This window comes from Sphingomonas sp. GW821-FHT09B04, from assembly GCF_059418285.1.
Genome location: NZ_JBWKPO010000003.1, coordinates 386683 through 406021, shown reverse-complemented (window position 1 = coordinate 406021; position 19339 = coordinate 386683). Strand labels below are relative to the sequence as shown.

Sequence of the window (19339 nt, the reverse complement as noted above, 5' to 3'; positions counted from 1 at the left end):
ATCGTTGTGGTTTTGCGGTCTCTCTAGGCCAGTGCGCGGCGAACGGCAAAGGCCAGCTTCCCCTAGCGATTGCGAAGCCGGGCGCTGGGTGCAATAGGGTTGGCGGGTAAGCGCGCAACGGGCGCGGATGCCGGGTCGGTGTAAAAGGGGTTTGGTTCGGACGTGACGCGCAAGGCTCTGCTACTCGCCGGGATTCTGCCGCTCGCGCTGTGCGTCGCACCCGCCGTCGCGGCGCAGGACCTGCAGGATCGGCCGGTCGATCCGCCACCGCCGTCGGAAACACCGCTGCCGGGTGACCCCGACCAGATTCAGTTCTCTGCCGACCTCGCCGAGTATGACTCGGAAGGTGACGTCGTAACGGTGAGCGGCGACGTGCGGTTGTTCCGCGACGGCAACCGGCTGCGCGGCGACAAGGTGACGTGGAATCGCAAGACCGGACAGGTCGTTGCGACCGGCAATATCGCCGTGACCAATCCCGAGGGCGACACCGCCTATGGCGACAAGATCGAGCTGACCGATTCGCTCAAGGACGGCGCGATCGACAATATGCTCGTCGTGCTTGAGCAGGGCGGGCGTCTCGCCGCCGAACGCGGCACGCGCGATGCCAATGGCGTCATCAATGTCGAGCGTGCGGCGTACACCCCTTGCGCAGTGGTCGATGCCAGCAACTGCCCCAAGGAGCCGTCGTGGAAGATCACCGCGGTGCGGGTGGTCTATGATCCGGCGAAGAAGCGGATGCGCTATCAGGGCGCGCGCGTCTCGCTGTTCGGATTTGCGACGCTGCCGCTGCCGGCCTTCTCGCATTCGGTTGGCGCCGGCAACGCCAGCGGCCTGCTTGCCCCCTCCATCCGTCTCGACGCGGTGAACGGGTTCGAGGTCGCCCTGCCCTATTATTTCACCTTGGGCCCCAATCGCGACGTCACCGTCACCCCGCATATTTTCACCAGGACGCTGCCGATGGTCCAGGCGGAGTACCGCCAGCTGACCGGCAATGGCGCATTCCGCGTGTCCGGTTATGGCACCTACAGCCGCCGCAGCGACGACTTCGTCTCGCCGACGCTCTCGGTACCGAACAAATACGCGTTCCGCGGCTATCTCGACGCGGCGGGACGCTTCCAGCTCGACCCTAATTGGAGCGTGAGCGGATCGCTGCGCGTCGCAAGTGACCGCACCTTCCTGCGCCGCTACGACATCTCCAGCGACGACCGGCTGCGCAGCAATATCCGGATCGAGCGGATCGACCGCAATTCGCTGCTCAGCATCAACGGGTGGGCGGTGCAGACGCTGCGTCTTGGCGAGAGCCAAGGCCTTCAGCCGATCGCGTTGCCCGAGATCGACTATCGCCTGCGCTTCGGTCAGTCGCTGCTTGAGGGTGGACGATTCGAGCTTCAGCTCAACAGTCTCGCGATCGGCCGGTCGAGCGGGCAGGATACACAGCGCGCCTTCGCTTCTCTGCGGTACGACCTGCGCAAGCTCACCGCCTGGGGTCAGGAGGTTACGTTGACCGCCTATGGCCGCGGAGACCTCTACAATACTGACGATGTCGCGGCGACCAGCCAGATCACCTATCGCGGACTCGAGGGGTTTCGCGGCCGCGCGATCGGTGCGCTCGCGCTCGACATCAAATGGCCGCTGATCGGCGAAGCGTTCGGTGGGGTGCAGCGGATCACCCCCCGCTTCCAGGTGGTCGCAGCACCCAGGCTCGAGAATTTCGACATCCCGAATGAGGACGCGCGTTCGGTCGACCTCGAAGATTCGAACCTGTTCGCGCTTAACCGCTTCCCCGGCTACGACCGGTTCGAGGATTCGACGCGCTTCACCTTCGGGCTGGATTACGCGCTCTACCTGCCAGGCCTGTCAGTCGAAGCGAATATCGGCCAGAGCTACCGCCTCGATTCGCGGCCGACCATCCTGCCCGACGGCACCGGGCTGACCGACCGCCTCTCCGACATCGTCGGACGAACGGTGGTGCGCTACAAGGACTTCCTATCCTTCACGCACCGCTACCGGCTCGACAAGGACAATCTCGCGATCCGCCGCAACGAGATCGACGCGACGGTCGGTTCACGCGACACCTTTGCAACGATCGGCTATCTCCGGCTCAACCGGAACGTGGATTTCGCGCTTGAGGATCTGCAGGACCGCGAGGAAGCGCGGGTCGGCGCGCGGGTGAAGGTCACGCGCTTCTGGTCGGTGTTCGGCTCGGCGGTCATCGACCTTACCAACGCTGAGGAAGATTCTGCCTCGCTCGGCAACGGATTCGAACCGATCCGCCACCGTCTGGGCGTCGAATATGAAGACGACTGCCTGCGCCTTGGCGTCACCTGGAAGCGTGACTACCAGACGAGCGGTGACGCCCGGCGCGGCAACAGCTACCTCTTGACGCTGGCGCTCAAGAATTTGGGGCGTTAGGTTAAATCTCGACACCAGTCCGGCACACGGAGCGTGGGAGCGGGCTGGTGCCGTCACTAAAATCATGTAAGCCCCAGTTCAGGCACAATTGGCGATTAAACGCCGCATTCCCCCACGGGAACAGGTTTCAGGTACAGGTGAAGATGACTTCGAAGGTCGTATATTTCTGCCGGTCGGCAGCTCTGATCCTTGGCATCGCGGGAAGCGCCGCAATCGCTGCGCAGCAGGCGACCGAGACGCCGCCGTCCAGCGCCGCCAACCTCGATCTGCCCAAGGAAATCCAGCTTCTGGGCAAGCCCGATCCCAACGTCCGCAAGCCGACTGCGCTTGTGAACGGGTATGTGATCACCCGCACCGACATCGACCAGCGCTTCGCGCTGTTCGTTGCGCTCAACCAGCTCAAGCTGACCGCTGAGGAGCAGGATCGGTTGCGTCTCCAGGTGCTTCGCCTGCTGACCGACGAAACGATCCAGATCCAGGAAGCCAAGTCGAACGATATCACGATCGGCGCCGATCAGATCGACCGCAGTTTTGCCTCGATCGCCAGCCGCTATCAGCGCACCCCTGACCAGATGCGTGCATGGCTGCGCGAGATCGGTGCGTCGGAGCGTTCCTTCAAACGTCAGATCGAGGGTGAAATCGCCTGGCAACGGGTCATCCAGCGCAAGGTCGGCGCCTTCATCAACGTCGGCGACGAAGAGGTGAAGTCGATCATCGACCGGCTGGAGGAAGCCAAGGGAACCGACGAGTTCCACCTGCGCGAGATTTACATCTCCGCCACGCCCGAACGGCAGGGCGAAGTATTCCAGTCGATGCAGCAGATGATCCAGCAGATGCAGCAGGGTCGTCCCTTCGAATATTTCGCGCGCTTCTCGGAAGCGACGACCGCGGCGCAGGGCGGCGATCTGGGATGGGTGCGTGCCGGTATGCTTCCTGCACAGCTGTCGCAGGCCGCGCAGCAGATGCAGGTGGGTCAGGTTGCCGGTCCGATCGAAGTCCCGGGCGGCTTTTCGGTCCTCTATCTCGTCGACAAGCGCCAGGTGCTGATGGCCGACCCGCGCGACGCCAAGCTCAGCCTGCGCCAGCTCACCGTCAAATTCCCGGCTGGAACCAGCCAGGCGCAGGCACAGGCCAAAGCGTCGGAGTTCGCCACGGTGCTGCGCTCGACCGCCGGCTGCGGCGCAGTGGGCAAGGCCGCCGAGACGCTGGGCGCGGAGGTCGTGGACAATGAAGCGGTGCGCGCGCGCGATCTGCCGCCGCAGCTGCAGGACATCGTCCTCAAGCTCCAGGTCGGTGAGGCGACCCCGCCCTTCGGCTCGCCCGAAGAGGGCGTGCGCGCATTGGTACTGTGCGGCCGCGATGACCCCAAAACCGCATCGCTGCCCAGCGCTGAAGAGATCCGCAACGGGATCGAGGAAACGCGCACGAACCTGCGCGCGCAGCGTTACCTTCGCGATCTGCGCCGCGACGCCATCATCGACTATCGCTGAGCCATGAGCATCCCGGTCCGCCCCCTTGCGGTCGCCTTGGGCGATCCTGCCGGGATCGGACCGGAGATCGTTGCCAAGGCGTGGCGGGATCGCGAGCTTCAGGCACTGCCGGTCTTCTTCGCCGTCGGTGACCCGCGTTCGATCGCGGCGGTATGGGACGGGCCCGTTGCGACAATCGCAAACCCGGACGAGGCCCGCGCCCTATTCGATGAAGCTCTGCCCGTGCTTGCCGTCGCCGGTTCCGGGGAGATCATTCCCGGCCAGCCCGACGATGCCGGCGCCCGCTGCGCGCTCGACAGCCTTGAGCTGGCCACCGGCCTGACGCGATCGGGTGCCGCGGGCGCGCTGGTGACGGGGCCGGTGTCCAAGGCACAGCTCTATCGCATCGGCTTCACGCACCCCGGGCAAACCGAGTTCGTCGCCGAACGCTGCGGTATCTCACCGGAAAATGCGGTGATGATGCTCGCCGGACCGACGCTGCGCGTGGTGCCGGTGACGACGCATATCCCGCTTGCCGCTGTGCCGCAGGCGATCTCGATCGAGCTGATCGTCGCCAAGGCGCGAGTGACGGCACGGGGCCTGTCGCGCAATTTCGGGATCGACGCGCCGCGGCTCGCCTTTGCCGGCCTCAACCCGCATGCCGGCGAAGGCGGCGCCATCGGGCGCGAGGAGATCGATATTCTTGAGCCCGCGATCCGCCAGTTGCAGGCCGAAGAGATCGACGCGGTCGGGCCGCTTGCCGCGGACACGATGTTCCACGCCCGCGCCCGCGCCACCTATGACGCCGCGATCTGCGCCTATCACGATCAGGCGCTGGTGGCACTCAAGACGCTGCATTTCGACGAGGGTGTCAACATGACGCTTGGGCTGCCGATCGTGCGCACCTCGCCCGACCACGGCACTGCGTTCGGGATCGCCGGGCAGGATCTCGCCGAACCGAGTGCCATGGTCGCAGCGATCCGCATGGCTGGCCAAGCGGCAGAGAAACGGGCACTGGCAGAGGCGTGACCGCCCTTCCCCCGCTTCGTGAAGTCATCCGCAACCATGGGCTGAGCGCCAGCAAGGCGCTGGGGCAGAATTTCCTGTTCGATTCGCAGCTGCTAGACCGGATCGCGCGGGTGCCTGGCGATCTGAACGGGCAGGAAGTGTTCGAAGTCGGCCCGGGTCCCGGTGGGCTGACCCGCGCCCTGCTGCAAGCCGGCGCAAAGGTGACGGCGGTGGAACGCGACCGGCGCTGCATCCCGGCGCTGGCCGAACTGGGCGAGGCATTTCCGGGCAAGCTCCACGTGATCGAGGGCGATGCGCTGGAAGTTGATGCTCCGGGGCTGTTCGACGGCAAGCCGCATATCGCGTCGAACCTGCCCTACAATGTCGGGACTGCGCTGACCGTCGGCTGGCTGTCGGCCGCGTGGCAGCCATGGTGGGCAAGCCTGACGCTGATGTTTCAGAAGGAAGTCGCCGAGCGCATCGTCGCCGCACCCGGGACTGGCGCCTATGGGCGGCTGGCGGTGCTCGCCCAATGGCGGAGCAGCGCGAAGATCGCGATGCCCGTCCACCGCTCTGCCTTCACGCCGCCGCCCAAGGTGATGTCAGCGGTGGTGCACATCGTGCCGGGCGACGAGCCGCCGGGCGTCAGGCTCGCGGTGCTCGAGAAACTGACCGCAGCGGCGTTCGGACAGCGGCGCAAGATGCTGCGCCAGAGCCTGAGGGCCGTGCCGGGCGCGGTGGAGACTGCCGAAAGGCTGGGAATCGATCCCACACGACGCGCCGAGACCGTTAGCGTAGACGAATTCGTCGCGCTCGCCCGCGCGCTTTCAGCCTGACCCGCTAGTTCTTCTTCTCTTCCGGCTTGGCCGCGGGCACCGCCTGCGCGGTCGCGGTCGCGGGCGGGCCCTTGGCGATCGCGGCGGCGAGCTGGGTCGCTTCCGCACAGCCATTGCCGCACAACGTCTTCACCCGTGCCAGATTCTCCTTGGCACGCTCGACAGCGCCCTTCTGCACCATCGCTTCGCCCTGCCCGCGCAGTGCGACGACGTCGTTCGGCTCGAGTGTCAGCGCTTCGCGGTAAAAACGGATCGACTTGCCCGGCAGGCCTTGGGTCCGCGCGATCTCCGCCAGCACGATAAAGGCCTGGCGGTTGCGCGGATCGACCGCGAGCGCGCTTTCGATCAGGTCGTTCGCGCCATCGAGATTGCCGGCCGCCCGCGCCGCCTTGCCGCGTTCGAGGAGTGCCACCGAGCGCGCATCGATCTGATCGTCGGCACGCTGGCCATAGAGCGAGGTCGAGACGCTGAGCAGCGCGAGCGCGGCGGCGGCAGACACCAAAGTGATACGCATCAGGGACTCCGGACGTGGAAACCGCAGGGCTATCATGGGCGCCGCAGCTTCGCGACAAAAAAGCCGTCGGTCGAATGGGACAGCGGGGTAAGGCGCATCCCCGGTCCATGCGGGGTTCCCAGGGCAAGCGCAAGCGGCGCAGCGGTCCAGCCGGAATGGCGCGCAAGGAAGGCTTCCACTTGCCCTGCCCCCTCGGCATCGAGCAGCGAGCAGACGATGTGGACGAGCGCACCACCGGGTTTGACCAGCCCGGCGCCGATGTCGAGGAGCCGCGCCTGCGTCTCGACCAGCCTGCCGAGCCGCGCGGGGGTAAGCCGCCAGCGCGCCTCCGGGTTGCGGCGCCAGGTGCCGGTGCCAGAGCAGGGCGCGTCGATCAGGACCACATCCGCCGTTGTCATCCAGTCGGCAAGCGGTTCAGCCTCGTGCCCGGGATTGAGCAGCCGCGTCTCAACGATCGATACCCCTGCCCGCTCAGCACGCGGCATCAGCCGGGACAGGCGGGGCCGGTCGGTATCGCTGGCGAGCAAAGCTCCGGAATTCTCCATCGCCGCGGCGAGCGCCAGCGTCTTGCCGCCGCCGCCCGCACACAGATCCACCACCCGCACCCCAGCCTGTACGCCGGCAGCGAGCGCGACGATCTGGCTGCCCGCGTCCTGCACTTCGATCCAGCCGTCGATATAGGGTTGGGTCTTCTCGACCGAGGTATCGGATGGGAGACGCAGCGCGGCGTCGAGCCCGTCGACCGGCACCGCCTCAGGCAAGGCGGCGCGGACCTGTGCGACGCTGGCCTTGAGCGTGTTGACGCGCAGGTCAAGAGAGGCGCGCCCGAGCAGGGCAGCAGCCTGATCGGCATCGATACCCGACGCCGCGAGCGCAGCCATCAGCCATTCCGGCGCGACGCCGGGCTGAGCCGCAGCTTCATCCGCTCCGATCGCCGCCGGGCCATAGGACGAACCGTCGAACGTATCCGCGAGCACCGCGTCCCCTTCCGCCAGTGCCAGCAGCGCTGCCCGGCCACTGTCCGGGCGCTCCCCGCACAGCCGGATCGCATCGTAAATCAGCCCACGAATCGCGCGCCGGTCCTTCGACCCGGCATAGCGGCGCGCGGCGAACCCACGCTGGATCAGGACATCGGCGGAGGCGCCACCATCACGTGCCGCAACGATGATCTGATCGAGCAGCTCGATTGCTGCCTGTGTCCGAGCCGCGGGAGTCATATGCGCAGCTCCGTCGCAAGTTGACAAAGTTGACACAATACATGTGTTTTGGCGGCATCGATGGCGCGGGGAGCGTAAGGCATCGGCAGGGGGAATTCAGATCGCATCGCCAGACCGGCAAAGCAGATGGGTTCCAACATTGGAAGGGGAAAGCATGGGACACGCAGCAATCCGGCCGATGATACCGCGCGATCCGCACGAACCGCACCGCGCCGCCACTCCGCTGGAGCTGCTGTTCGATCTGGTCACCGTGATCGCCATCGCGGCGGCCGCGGCATCGCTGCACCATGGCATCGCAGCCGATCATGCGGGCGAAGGGATCGTCCGCTACCTGTTCACCTTCTTCGCGATCTGGTGGGCGTGGATGAACTTCACCTGGTTCGCCTCCGCCTATGACAATGACGACGCTCCGACCCGGCTGCTGACGATGGTGATCATGGCCGGAGCGCTGCTGATCGCCGCGGGCATCGAGCGGTTTTCCGCGCATCTCGACATCAGTCTGGTGGTGGCCGGCTATGCCATCATGCGCGTAGCGATGATCGCGCTGTGGCTACGGGCGGCGTGGCACGATCCGGCGCGGCGAGCCTGCGCATTGCGCTATGCCGCCGGAATCGCGATCGCGCAGGCCTATTGGATCGGCCTCTATCTGCTCGGCGATCCGCACGCCCCCGCATTCATCGCGCTGATCCTGCTCGGCTGGGTTATCGAGCTCGCGGTTCCAGCCATCGCGGAGCGAACAAACACCACGCCGTGGCACCGGCACCATATCGTCGAGCGCTATAGCCTGCTGACGATCATCGTACTCGGCGAGGTGCTGCTCGCTGCGACGCTCGCGCTTGAGAAGGCATGGGACGGCAGCTTCGACGTGCGGCTGGTGCACACCGCGATGTCCGCGCTCGTCATTACCTTTGCGATGTGGTGGCTCTATTTCGCGCGCGAGCCGCAGCTTTCGAGCAGCCGGCTGAGCCGTGCCCTTCAATGGGGCTATGGCCATATGTTCGTCTTCGCATCGGGCGCGGCGGTAGGCGCAGGGTTCGCGGTGCTGGTCGAAATCCTCACCGGTCATTCGAAGATCGGGATACAGGCCGGGGATCTGGCGGTTGCGATCCCGCTTGGCATCTACTTCCTCGCGCTATGGCTGGTGCGCGACCGGTTCGAGCTGAATGGCGCGGCGCGATGGGTGCTGCCGGTATTCGCCGCCGCGGTGATCGCTCTGCCCTTTGCCTTCCCCGCGCTGGAGGCGATTGCAGCGCTGGCGGTGGCGGCGGTGGCAATCCGCGCCACACTTGCCGCGCGTGGCGTCAACGCGGCAGCGCCTGCCGCTTGAAATCATACTCGATGCGGATACGGACCCACTCGCCGACCTTGTACTGGCCCCCGAGCCGCGGCGGACGGACCTGGAACTGCCAGGCGGCGGCAAGAACCGCACGGGCGATGTTCGACCCGTCCGGATATTCGTCGAGCTTCACGCAATCCTCGACCCGGAAATCGGGGACGGTACGGCACGCGATCGTCGCCCAGCCCGGCCCGCGCGCGGTGGAGAGATAGCCTAAGAGCTCGCTGTCATAGGGCTCGCGATACCAGCGCTCGGCATAGAGCGCCTCACCCCCCGGCCCCCGCCCCGCCACCCGCGGCGTATCGCCGGGCAGGCTGGCAAGGTTGGGCGGCCCCGCAGCACGACCACGCGGCGCCGCGGGCGCTGCGCCGCGTGGAAGCGACGCAATGTCGGGAATCCGGTTGAGCGGGATGTTGAGGATCGCGGGAGGCTCCGGCTTCACCTCCGCCACCGGATCGGGAACCGACGCAGTCGGGCTAGGTGGGGCCTGGACCGATATTGGCGTGGGCTTCGCGACGGAACTCGCAGCCGGTGCGGCTTCTTTGGCCGGCGGCGGAGGCGGGGGCGGCGCGGTGAACACCGTCAGGTCCGAGGCCCGTTCTCGACGCGGCATCAGCTTTGGCGCGAGGCTGAACAGCAGCAGCACGACCACCAGCCCTTCGATCAGCAGCGCGAACGCGATGCCGCCGGCCCGCGGCCCAAGGCGCTCGCGGAGCCGATCAAACGACGATGGTGCAGGAGGGACTGGCTGGGACAATGAACCTCGGGAGACTGGGACAGAGCGTGGCTAGGACGGCTTTGCGACTAAAACATGTCGGAGTCAGCGCAACCGTTCCGCAAGGAAATCGACAAAGACGCGGACCCGGGCCGGTGTATTCGCTCCCCCGACGAACACGGCGTGGATCACCTCGATATCGCCGGGATTGAATTCCTCAAGGATCGGCACAAGTCGGCCGTCGGCGAGCTCATCCGCGACGCTGAATGCGCCGACGCGGGTGATACCGACCCCGGCCGCCGCGAGTTGGCCCAGCGTCTCGCCATTGTTGGCCTCGATACTGCCGCTTACCGTGAGTGCGTCGTCGCGGCCTTCACACCGGAAGGGCCAGACCGGTTCGGCACGGCGGAAGTTGAAGTTGAGGCAATTATGGTCGTGCAGGTCCGTGGGCACGCGCGGGGTGCCGTACAGCGCGAGATAGTCAGGCGACGCGACGATCACCCGGCCATTCTCGCCCAGCTTGCGCGCGGTGAGGCCACTGTCGGCGAGCGGGCCGAAGCGAATCGCGACATCCGCCTGCCCCGCCGCGACATCGACGATCGAATCGCTCAGGCTGATATCGACGAGGATGTGCGGATAGAGGCGCGCAAACTCGCCGAGCAACGGAACGATGCACAGCCGTCCGTGCGACAGCGCCGCGCTGACCCGCAACCGGCCACGCGGTGCGCCCTGATCGGCGATCGCCTGTTCGGCGTCGTCCAGATCGGTGAGGATGCGGCGTGCGGCACTCAGATAGGCCTGCCCTTCCGCAGTGAGCGTGAGCGCACGCGTAGTACGCAACAGCAGGCGGACACCTAGTCGCGCCTCGATCCGGTCGACGGTGCGGCTGACCGCTGAGGGAGTCAGGCCGAGCAGGCGCCCCGCAGCGGAAAAGCTGCCGTGCGTGGCCACCGCGGCAAAGACCTCAAGCGATCGGGCGCGGTCGGCGCCGGATTCCATCTTTGCGTCCATTGCAAAAATCCTTCGCTTTTGCGTGCCCTACAAGGGCCGGAGCACGCCGTCCATCTGTGCGTCGAACGCTATCAGGGAGTGCATGATGGAATATCGGCAATTGGGAGCTTCGGGCCTGCGCGTACCCGCACTGAGCTTTGGTGCAGCGACCTTTGGCGGCACCGGGCCGCTGTTCAGCGCGTGGGGCACCAGCGATGCGGCGGAGGCGCGGCGGCTGGTCGACATCTGCCTTGAGGCCGGGGTCAATCTGTTCGACACCGCTGATGTCTATTCGAACGGCGCGTCCGAGGAAGTGTTGGCCGAAGCGATCAAGGGCCGGCGGGATCAGGTGCTGATCTCGACCAAGACCGGGCTCCCGCTGGGCGACGGGCCTGCCGACTGGGGCGTGTCGCGCTCGCGGCTGATCGCGGCGGTCGATGCGTCGCTCAAGCGGCTGGGTACCGACTATATCGACATCCTCCAGCTCCACGCCTTCGACGCGCATACGCCGGTCGAGGAGCTGCTGGCGACGCTCGATACGCTGGTGGCGCAGGGCAAGGTCCGTCACACCGGCGTCTCCAACTATCCCGGCTGGCAGCTGATGAAGGCGCTCGCCGCAGCGGATCAGCACGGCTGGCCGCGTTTCGTGGCGCATCAGGTCTATTATTCGCTGATCGGCCGCGCGTACGAAGCCGACCTGATGCCCCTCGCCGCCGATCAGGGCGTCGGCGCGCTGGTGTGGAGCCCGCTTGGCTGGGGGCGCCTCACGGGCAAGATCGGGCGCAATCGTCCGGTGCCCGCGGGCAGCCGGCTGCACGATACCGAACAGTTCGCCCCGCCGGTGGCGGAGGACCACCTCTACAAGGTGATCGACGCGCTGGAAGCCGTCGCGGAGGAAACCGGCAAGACCGTGCCTCAGGTCGCGATCAACTGGCTGCTCCGGCGCCCGACCGTGTCATCGGTGATCATCGGCGCGCGCAATGAGGAACAACTTCTGCAAAATCTCGGCGCGGTCGGATGGTCGCTGACCGCGGCACAGGTCGCCGCGCTGGATGCGGCGAGCGACGTGCTGCCACCCTACCCTCACACCCCCTATCGGCAGCAGGAGGGCTTTGCCCGCCTCAACCCGCCGCTGGTCTGAACCGGAAGAACCGCCATGAAGCTCAATCCTCCGTTGCTCGCGCTCGCCGCGGGCGCCTTTGGCATCGGCGTGACCGAGTTCGCACCGATGGGCCTGCTGCCCGTGATCGCCAGTGATCTGGGCGTTTCGATCCCCGCCGCCGGGCTGCTGGTCAGTGCCTACGCGCTGGGCGTGCTGATCGGCGCGCCGCTGATGACCCTGACCACCGGCCGCGTGCCGCGGCGGACCTTGCTGATCGGCCTCGCTGCGATCTTCACGCTCGGCAACCTCCTGTCAGCAATCGCCGACGGGTATTGGACATTGCTTGCCGCGCGCGTGCTCACTTCGCTCAACCATGGCGCATTCTTCGGCGTCGGATCGATCGTCGCAGCAAGCGTCGTCGCACCCGACCGCAAGGCCGGCGCGGTCGCGGCGATGTTCATGGGGCTTACCGTCGCGACGATCATCGGCGTGCCGCTCGCCACCTGGGCGGGCGAGCATCTTGGCTGGCGCGCGTCCTTCTGGGCAATCGCGGGGCTGGGCGTGGTGACGATGACCGCGCTGCGCTTCACCCTGCCCGCAATGCCCGCGCCCGAAGGCGGCAATGTCGTCGACGAGCTGCGCGTACTGGCGCGCAAACCGGTGCTCGCTGCGCTCGGCCTCACCGTGATCGGATCGAGCGCGATGTTCACCGTCTTCACCTACATCACTCCGATCCTGCAGACGCAGACCAACGCCTCGCTCGCGTTCGTGACGGCAATGCTGGTGATCTATGGCGTCGGGCTGACCGTCGGCAACTGGCTGGGCGGCAAGTTCGCCGACAAGTCGGTCGACCACACGCTGATCATCACCCTCGCGTCGCTATCGGCGGTACTGGTCGCCTTCGCGCTACTGATGCAGTTCCACCTGCCGGTTGCGATCCTGGTGTTTCTGTGGGGCGTCGCGAGCTTCGCACTGGTGCCGCCGCTGCAGGTGCGGGTGATGACCGCCGCGCACGACGCGCCCAACCTCGCCTCCTCGGTCAATATCGGCGCGTTCAATCTGGGCAACGCCATCGGTGCGGCGCTGGGCGGCGCGGTGATCGCAGGTGGTCTCGGCTATCCGGCGGTGTCGCTGGCAGGCGCGGCGACCTCCGCGATCGGCCTGATCATGGTGCTGTGGGCGCGTCGCGGGAGCGCCCCGGCGGAGGGAGAAAGGCTCGCCGCGGGAACGTGTTGAAGAAGGCTAGATCAAACACTTAAGTTTACACTTGACTATTGACCACCCGAGTCGTTAGTTAAGCTCATGCTTAAGCATCAAGACGTCGATACCCTGCTTCGCGCGATGGCCGAACCGACCCGTCGGTCGATCATCGAGCGATTGAGCAACGCCCCGGCTGCGGTCGGGGAGCTGGCCAGGCCCTATGACATGTCGCTCGCGGCGGTCATGCAGCATCTGCAGGTGCTGGAAGCGGCAGGGATCATCGCAAGCGAGAAGGTCGGGCGTTCCCGTATCTGCCGGCTGGAGCCGGAAGGCATGGACGCGCTCGCCCTGTGGATCGAAGCCCGGCGTCATCCGTCCGAGCGCAAGCTCGACCGGCTGGCCGCCTTCCTCAACGAAACCGGAGACAAGCCATGACCGATATTCTTGCCACCAAGCCCGCCGTACACAGCACCTTCCGCATCGAACGCTTCTACAACGCCGCGCCCGACCGGGTGTTCGGCGCCTTTGCCGACCCGCAGGCCAAGCGTCGCTGGCTGATCGAGGGCGAAGGCTGGGAGATTTTCGAATATTCCCCCGCCTTCGAAGTTGGCGGCCATGAGCGGTCGCGCTTCGCCTATCAGGGCGGGCCAGAGATGCTCAACGAGACCATCTATCAGGACATCGTTCCGGGCGAGCGGCTGGTCTATTGCTACCGCATGGCGATGGAAGGTGCGCCGATGTCCGCGTCGCTCACCACGATCGAGCTGGTCGAGAAGGACGGCGGAACCCTGCTCGTCCAGACCGAGCAGGGCGCCTATCTCGACGGTCATGACGACGGGACAATGCGCGAGCAGGGCTGCCGCGAGTTGCTCGAGAGTCTTGCGAAAGAGGTTGAGGTTTGAGACCCGAGGTTGGGCGCGGCTCCGCGCCCAACCTCTTTTCTCATGTGAGTGTCGGTGCGTTCAATCTCGCGAACAGGGCTGGCGCGATACCGGGGCATGTTGCCATGCCAGTGCCCTAACCTCGTCCGTAAATGATGCAGACTAATGTAATTACACCAAGCCCAAAGCGGCATTAAACCTTCATGAAATCTGAAAATCTCTGATTGTCGCAACCCGCGGTTCTATTTTCAGCGATCAAGTGCTATACGATCCGCGCTGACGTCGCTTGCGACGGATATTGGGCCGCCTTGGCTCCCCCCTTTGTCCCTTTCTAGCCTCGCCGTAGCCGGGATGCGCCGTTGTTGGCACGTGCCCGCTAAATGGAACAAAGGAACCCAATCATGATCACCGGAACCGTAAAATTCTTCAACCCTGACAAAGGCTTCGGCTTCATCGCGCCCGAAGGCGGCGGCGCTGATGCGTTCGTCCATATCTCTGCGGTAGAGCGCGCCGGGATGCGTACGCTCGATAAGGACCAGCGCGTCTCCTACGAGCTCGAGACCGACAACCGTGGCAAGACCTCGGCCGTCAATCTCCAGTCTGCCTGATCCGAACCGGCCGAGGGGCGCTCGCACGGGCGCCCCTCGGCTCTTCCTTGTGAACGGAGATCTGATGTCCAGAGCACTCAATATCAATGCCACCAAAGACGACGTCATCGCCGCCTGCGCCAAGCACAAGGTGCCGATCAGCGCGATCGAAACCCTGTTGTCGGGCGGCACACGTGTCGTGATGAATAATGCCGACGATACCGCACGCATCGCCAAGATCTATGGATCGAAGGTGATTACTGGTACCGCAACCCGCTTCCCGACCCGCATGGGTCGGCAATAGAATAGCAGAGAAGAGAATAGAGAATATGGCAGCGTACCGGGAACCCGGATTTCAAGAACGCGTGGCGCTCGCCGCGCGCGCCAAGGAAGCAGCCCTCGCGCGGCTGCGAGCAAAACCGCCCATCGACGAAGCCGAGCAAGCGGCACGAGCCGCCCGGACAGAGGCCCGTGAGGCAGCTGCGGCCGAGAAGCGGGCCGCTGCCCGCCTCGCCCGCGAAGAGGCGGCAGCTGAGAAGCGTGCCGTCGCCGTCGAAGGGGTCGCCGCAGCGGATGTCCAGGCTCGCGACGCGGTCCAGACCGATGCGGACCGCAAGGCCGCCCGCGACGCACGCTATGCCGCACGCAAGGGCCGGAAGTCGAAATAGACGGAACAGAATAGCGGCAATTACCGACGGGAGCTGAACGATGGCCAAGGGTCAGAAGAAATCGAACCGCGAGGTACGCAAACCCAAGGCGACGAAAGAGCCGAAGCCCAATGCGTCGAATCCGTCGCTCAAAGGTAAGCCGGCCGAAAAGACGACGCCGAAAGTTTAGACTCCAGCCGCCGAGCTATCCGGCGCTCAGCGCGTCGGGTAGTTCGGCGCCTCGCGCGTGATCGTCACGTCATGGACATGGCTTTCACGCAGGCCGGCGCCGGTGATACGGACGAAGCGCCCCTTCTTCTGCAGGTCGGGGATCGTCGCCGCGCCGGTATAGCCCATCGCCGCTTTGATGCCGCCGACGAGCTGGTGGATCACATCCCTGGCCGGGCCCTTGAACGCCACCTGCCCCTCGATCCCTTCGGGAACGAGCTTGAGCTGGTCCTTGATATCGCCCTGAAAATAGCGGTCGGCCGAGCCGCGGCCCATCGCGCCGACGCTGCCCATGCCGCGGTACGATTTATAGGCGCGCCCCTGATACAGGAAGGTCTCGCCCGGTGCTTCCTCGGTTCCGGCGAGCAGCGACCCGACCATGCAGGTCGATGCGCCCGCGGCCAGCGCCTTGGCAAGATCGCCCGAGGTGCGCAAGCCGCCATCGGCGATCACCGGCACACCCGCCTTGGCCGCTTCGTTGGCGCTGTCCATCACGGCGGTGAGCTGCGGCACACCGACGCCTGCGACGACGCGGGTGGTGCAGATCGATCCGGGGCCGATGCCGACCTTCACGCCATCCGCGCCCGCGCCGATCAGCGCCTTGGTCGCTTCGCCCGTTGCGACGTTGCCGGCGACGACCTGGACCCGGTTGGAAAGCTTCTTCACCCGCTCAACAGCGCGCGCGACGTCCTTGTTGTGGCCGTGCGCAGTGTCAATCACGATCAGATCGACCTCGGCATCGACCAGCGCCTCGGTCCGCTCGAAGCCCTTGTCGCCGACCGTGGTCGCCGCAGCAACGCACAGGCGACCCGCACTATCCTTGGTCGCGTCGGGATAGGTGACGGCCTTTTCGATGTCCTTGACGGTGATCAGGCCAACGCAGCGATACGCGTCATCGACCACCAGCAGCTTCTCGATCCGGCGCGCATGGAGCAGGCGGCGCGCTTCCTCCTGCCCGACGCCCGCGGCGACGGTGGCGAGGTTCTCGTGCGTCATCAGCTCGCTGACCGGCTGCTTCGGATTCTCAGCAAAACGTACGTCGCGGTTGGTGAGGATGCCGACCAGCTTGCCGTCCGCCTCGGTCACGGGGATGCCGCTGATCTTGTGCCGGACCATCAGCGCCTGCGCCTCGGCCAGCGTGCCGGAAGCGCGGATCGTGATCGGGTTGACCACCATGCCGCTTTCGAACCGCTTGACGATCCGGACCGCCTCGACCTGTTCCTCGATCGAAAGGTTGCGGTGAAGCACGCCCATCCCGCCAAGCTGCGCCATGACGATCGCCATGTCGGCTTCGGTTACGGTATCCATCGCCGAAGAGAGGATCGGGATGTTGAGCGCGATGCTGCGCGTCACATAGGTGCGGGTGTCCGCCATGCTCGGCAGCACTTCGGATTCGCCCGGATACAGAAGGACGTCGTCGAAGGTGAGACCGAGAGGGATATCCATATGTGCGCCAATGTCCTGAGTCGGAAGTTGGCGGCCCATGTAACCGTGGTTACCGCTATGCGCTAGGGGGTGTCAGCAGGGAGTCGATGGCGACCGGCATGTGACGCGCCACGCGCGCCTCGAGCATCCGGATGAGATCCGGATCCATGAATTCATACTCGTCCGGAATATCCAGACAGACGATGCGCTTGCCGTCGAGGTACCGCCGGAAATGCTTCTGGAGCTTATTACGGTGCGTCCGCTCCATCACGAAGATCGTGTCGGCCCACTCCACCAGCTCGGGCGTAAGCGGATTCTCGGCGTCATGGTTCGTCCCGGCCGAGCTGACCTCAACCCCGGCGCGATTGGCGAAGATATGCTCCGCGGTCGGACTACGCAGCCGGTTTTGACTGCAGACGAAGAGATAGTGCTTCACACACCGCCTCGCGCCAGCAGCAGCTTAGCCTGCTCGACGTGCATGTCCTCGATCATCTGGTCCTTGTAGCGTTCGGCTCCACCACCGGCCGCCGCAATCAGCGCGCGGGCATCGTCCAGCTCAGCCGGAGACGGATCGAACGCAGCGCGGACGACGTCGATCTGATTGGGGTGGATCAGGCTCTTGCCATCGAAGCCGAGCAGACGGCCCTCAGCAGCCTCAGCCGCGAGGCCATCGGCATCGTCGAGCTTGTTGAACACGCCATCCAGCGCCCAGATATTCCGCCCCCGCGCCGCCATCACGATCAGCTGAAGCGCAAGCAGCATCTGAGCCCGCCCCGCGGCGGGTGGAAGCCTGAGCGAAGCCGCCAGATCGTTGGTGCCCGCGATCAGCCCGACCCCGCCCTGACCGCTCGCGTCGGCGATCGGGCCGACATTCATCACGCCCGCAGCCGTTTCGATCATCGCCAGGACCGGCCGGCCGGTTTGGACCGCGGCGTAGCCGATCGTTTCAGGCGTCTCGACCTTCGGGACGATCACATGCGTGGCGGCGGAGCTTCTGACCGCTTCAAGGTCCTTGTTCCAATGCGCGCTGTCCTCGGCATTGACGCGGATGCCGAACAGGCGATCGCCAAAGCCCTCGACCGACCTCGCCGCATCCCTCGCAGCGTCCTTGTCTCCGGCCTTCACGGCGTCCTCAAGGTCGAGGATGATCATGTCGGCGGGCAGCCCCCGCGCTTTCTCGATCGCGCGCGGGTTCGATGCGGGCAGGAACAGCGCAGTGCGCGGGGCGATGTAATGGACTGTGCTCATACGCGCTCTATGCTAGCATCCGATGGGCTTTGCGAGGCCCGGCAGGATTTGTGGGGAGTTACGATGGAACTGACGGTAGGCGCCTTCTTCATCGGCATGCTGCTGGTGCTGTTGTACCTCTTCTCGAGCATCAAGATCGTGCGACAGGGCTATGAATACACGATCGAGCATTTCGGTCGTTTCACCGCCGTCGCGAAGCCGGGGTTCAACCTCTATCCGGCTTTTTTCTATCGTGTCGGCCGCCGCGTGAACATGATGGAGCAGGTGATCGATATTCCAGGACAGGAGATCATCACCAAGGACAACGCGATGATCTCCACCGATGGCGTGGTGTTCTTTCAGGTCCTCGACGCGGCCAAGGCCGCCTATGAGGTCAGTGACCTCTATGTCGCGCTGCTCCAGCTCACCACGACGAACCTGCGTACCGTGATGGGGTCGATGGACCTCGACGAAACGCTGTCGAAGCGCGACGAGATCAATGCGCGTTTGCTGTCGGTGGTCGACCACGCGACGACGCCGTGGGGCGTCAAGATCACCCGCGTCGAGATCAAGGACATCCGTCCGCCCGCCGACATCGTCAACGCGATGGGCCGTCAGATGAAGGCCGAACGCGAAAAGCGCGCCAACATCCTCGAAGCCGAAGGCTCGCGTGCGTCGGAGATCCTGCGCGCCGAGGGCCAGAAGCAGGCGCGCATCCTCGAGGCCGAAGGCCGCAAGGAATCCGCCTTCCGCGACTCCGAAGCGCGCGAGCGCGCCGCCGAAGCCGAAGCCAAGGCGACCGAGCTGGTCAGCCAGGCGGTCGAAGCAGGATCGGGCCAGGCGCTCAACTATTTCATCGCGCAGAAGTACGTCGAAGCGGTCGGCAAGTTCGCGACCTCGCCCAATGCCAAGACCATCCTGTTCCCGGTCGAGGCGACTCAGCTGATCGGCACGCTGGGCGGCATCGGCGAACTGGCGAAGGAAGCACTGGGCAATCATGCGGCGCCCCCCGCCCCAACCGCCCCACCGACACGCGTCCGCCAGTCGCCATTCGTGCAGAAGGACGGCGAATGAACTGGAGCGAGCAAGGCGGCTTCATCTGGCTGATCCTGGCGGCGGTGCTGGCGATCGCCGAGCTGATGCTGCCCGGCGTCTATTTGACCTTCATCGCGATGGGTGCGGGGATCACCGGCGTGCTCGCGCTTCTGTTCCCCGAACTGGGGCCGATCGGGCAGCTGGTCAGCTTTGCAGCCTGGTCGACCGTGTTCGTGCTGGTCGGCAAGCGCTGGTACGGCGCCAACCCGGTGCCGAGCAGCGACCCCGACCTCAACAACCGCGCCGCACGCATGATCGGCCAGACCGTGACGGTGGTCGAAGCGATCAGCGGCGGCAGTGGTCGGGTGCGCGTGGGTGACGGCGAATGGCCCGCCGAGGGTCCTGACCTCGAAGCCGGTGCCAGGGCCCGGATCGCAGGCGTGCGCGGCGGCGTCGTGGTGATCGAGACGGTGAAGGCGATCGAGCCTCCCGCCCGCTGACCGCCGCGCA

22 protein-coding genes are annotated in these 19339 nt (G+C 65.6%); 15 read left to right on the top strand and 7 right to left on the bottom strand.

The features are described from left to right. Positions 1-162 precede the first annotated feature (162 nt). From AC07NK_RS11510 to rsmA, 4 genes are all read left to right on the top strand, one after another. The gene (locus AC07NK_RS11510) at positions 163-2412 is read left to right on the top strand and encodes an LPS-assembly protein LptD (RefSeq protein ID WP_495170734.1); all 2250 of its coding nucleotides are present in this window, start codon (positions 163-165) and stop codon (positions 2410-2412) included. 143 nt (positions 2413-2555) lie between these two features. Then, positions 2556-3902, top strand: coding sequence for a peptidylprolyl isomerase (locus tag AC07NK_RS11505; protein WP_495170733.1), 1347 nt, complete (start codon positions 2556-2558; stop codon positions 3900-3902). 3 nt (positions 3903-3905) lie between these two features. Continuing rightward, positions 3906-4910, top strand: a complete 1005-nt coding sequence (pdxA, locus tag AC07NK_RS11500; RefSeq protein ID WP_495170732.1) for a 4-hydroxythreonine-4-phosphate dehydrogenase PdxA — start codon at positions 3906-3908, stop codon at positions 4908-4910. After that, positions 4907-5725 (top strand): 16S rRNA (adenine(1518)-N(6)/adenine(1519)-N(6))-dimethyltransferase RsmA, encoded by an 819-nt coding sequence (gene rsmA / locus AC07NK_RS11495; protein ID WP_495170731.1) that lies wholly within the window; start codon positions 4907-4909, stop codon positions 5723-5725. The genes pdxA and rsmA overlap by 4 nt, the downstream gene beginning before the upstream one ends. 4 nt (positions 5726-5729) lie before the next feature. On the opposite strand, the gene AC07NK_RS11490 is transcribed toward rsmA, so the two are convergent. Both AC07NK_RS11490 and AC07NK_RS11485 read right to left on the bottom strand, forming a co-directional pair. Continuing rightward, positions 5730-6239: a tetratricopeptide repeat protein gene (locus tag AC07NK_RS11490; RefSeq protein WP_495170730.1), complete on the bottom strand. Its 510-nt coding sequence runs from the start codon at positions 6237-6239 to the stop codon at positions 5730-5732. Positions 6240-6271: 32 nt separating this feature from the next. Further along, a complete protein-coding gene (locus AC07NK_RS11485; RefSeq protein ID WP_495170729.1) occupies positions 6272-7456 on the bottom strand; it encodes an RsmB/NOP family class I SAM-dependent RNA methyltransferase in 1185 nt (394 codons plus the stop codon). Positions 7457-7610: 154 nt separating this feature from the next. Between AC07NK_RS11485 and AC07NK_RS11480 the strand changes: the two genes are divergently transcribed. Further along, positions 7611-8783, top strand: coding sequence for a low temperature requirement protein A (locus tag AC07NK_RS11480; RefSeq protein ID WP_495170728.1), 1173 nt, complete (start codon positions 7611-7613; stop codon positions 8781-8783). Here AC07NK_RS11480 and AC07NK_RS11475 read toward each other — a convergent pair. Both AC07NK_RS11475 and AC07NK_RS11470 read right to left on the bottom strand, forming a co-directional pair. Continuing rightward, a complete protein-coding gene (locus tag AC07NK_RS11475) occupies positions 8758-9549 on the bottom strand; it encodes a hypothetical protein (RefSeq protein WP_495170727.1) in 792 nt (263 codons plus the stop codon). The two genes, AC07NK_RS11480 and AC07NK_RS11475, sit on opposite strands and share 26 nt — an antisense overlap. Positions 9550-9612: 63 nt before the next feature. Beyond that, positions 9613-10518 (bottom strand): LysR family transcriptional regulator, encoded by a 906-nt coding sequence (locus tag AC07NK_RS11470; RefSeq protein ID WP_495170726.1) that lies wholly within the window; start codon positions 10516-10518, stop codon positions 9613-9615. A gap of 85 nt (positions 10519-10603) precedes the next feature. On the opposite strand from AC07NK_RS11470, the gene AC07NK_RS11465 reads away from it, so the two are divergent. The 8 genes from AC07NK_RS11465 (at position 10604) to AC07NK_RS11430 (ending at position 15104) form a co-directional block, all read left to right on the top strand. Next, positions 10604-11638, top strand: a complete 1035-nt coding sequence (locus AC07NK_RS11465) for an aldo/keto reductase (protein WP_495170725.1) — start codon at positions 10604-10606, stop codon at positions 11636-11638. Positions 11639-11653: 15 nt separating this feature from the next. Then, positions 11654-12835 (top strand): MFS transporter, encoded by a 1182-nt coding sequence (locus AC07NK_RS11460; RefSeq protein ID WP_495170724.1) that lies wholly within the window; start codon positions 11654-11656, stop codon positions 12833-12835. A gap of 66 nt (positions 12836-12901) precedes the next feature. Next, a complete protein-coding gene (locus AC07NK_RS11455; protein WP_495170723.1) occupies positions 12902-13234 on the top strand; it encodes an ArsR/SmtB family transcription factor in 333 nt (110 codons plus the stop codon). Next, positions 13231-13701 (top strand): SRPBCC family protein, encoded by a 471-nt coding sequence (locus tag AC07NK_RS11450; protein ID WP_495170722.1) that lies wholly within the window; start codon positions 13231-13233, stop codon positions 13699-13701. Before AC07NK_RS11455 ends, AC07NK_RS11450 begins: the two co-directional genes overlap by 4 nt. A 380-nt stretch (positions 13702-14081) precedes the next feature. Further along, positions 14082-14288 carry a cold-shock protein gene (locus AC07NK_RS11445; RefSeq protein WP_495170721.1) on the top strand — a complete coding sequence of 69 codons (207 nt, stop codon included), beginning with the start codon at positions 14082-14084 and terminating at the stop codon, positions 14286-14288. Positions 14289-14352: 64 nt separating this feature from the next. Continuing rightward, positions 14353-14571: a hypothetical protein gene (locus AC07NK_RS11440; RefSeq protein ID WP_495170720.1), complete on the top strand. Its 219-nt coding sequence runs from the start codon at positions 14353-14355 to the stop codon at positions 14569-14571. A gap of 25 nt (positions 14572-14596) precedes the next feature. Next, complete coding sequence (locus AC07NK_RS11435) at positions 14597-14935, top strand: DUF6481 family protein (protein ID WP_495170719.1); 339 nt, start codon at positions 14597-14599, stop codon at positions 14933-14935. A gap of 40 nt (positions 14936-14975) precedes the next feature. Beyond that, positions 14976-15104, top strand: a complete 129-nt coding sequence (locus AC07NK_RS11430; RefSeq protein WP_495170718.1) for a hypothetical protein — start codon at positions 14976-14978, stop codon at positions 15102-15104. Between the two features lie 26 nt (positions 15105-15130). Here AC07NK_RS11430 and guaB read toward each other — a convergent pair whose 3' ends face one another. From guaB to AC07NK_RS11415, 3 genes are read right to left on the bottom strand one after another with little or no spacing between them, the layout of a single operon-like run. Beyond that, positions 15131-16588, bottom strand: a complete 1458-nt coding sequence (gene guaB / locus AC07NK_RS11425; RefSeq protein ID WP_495170717.1) for an IMP dehydrogenase — start codon at positions 16586-16588, stop codon at positions 15131-15133. A gap of 55 nt (positions 16589-16643) precedes the next feature. After that, the gene (locus AC07NK_RS11420; protein ID WP_495170716.1) at positions 16644-17003 is read right to left on the bottom strand and encodes a low molecular weight protein tyrosine phosphatase family protein; all 360 of its coding nucleotides are present in this window, start codon (positions 17001-17003) and stop codon (positions 16644-16646) included. Continuing rightward, a complete protein-coding gene (locus AC07NK_RS11415) occupies positions 17000-17815 on the bottom strand; it encodes an HpcH/HpaI aldolase/citrate lyase family protein (RefSeq protein WP_495170715.1) in 816 nt (271 codons plus the stop codon). The genes AC07NK_RS11420 and AC07NK_RS11415 overlap by 4 nt, the downstream gene beginning before the upstream one ends. 63 nt (positions 17816-17878) lie before the next feature. Between AC07NK_RS11415 and AC07NK_RS11410 the strand changes: the two genes are divergently transcribed. Beyond that, positions 17879-18868, top strand: a complete 990-nt coding sequence (locus tag AC07NK_RS11410; RefSeq protein WP_495170714.1) for an SPFH domain-containing protein — start codon at positions 17879-17881, stop codon at positions 18866-18868. Then, the gene (locus AC07NK_RS11405) at positions 18865-19329 is read left to right on the top strand and encodes an NfeD family protein (protein WP_495170713.1); all 465 of its coding nucleotides are present in this window, start codon (positions 18865-18867) and stop codon (positions 19327-19329) included. The genes AC07NK_RS11410 and AC07NK_RS11405 overlap by 4 nt, the downstream gene beginning before the upstream one ends. Positions 19330-19339: the final 10 nt, after the last annotated feature.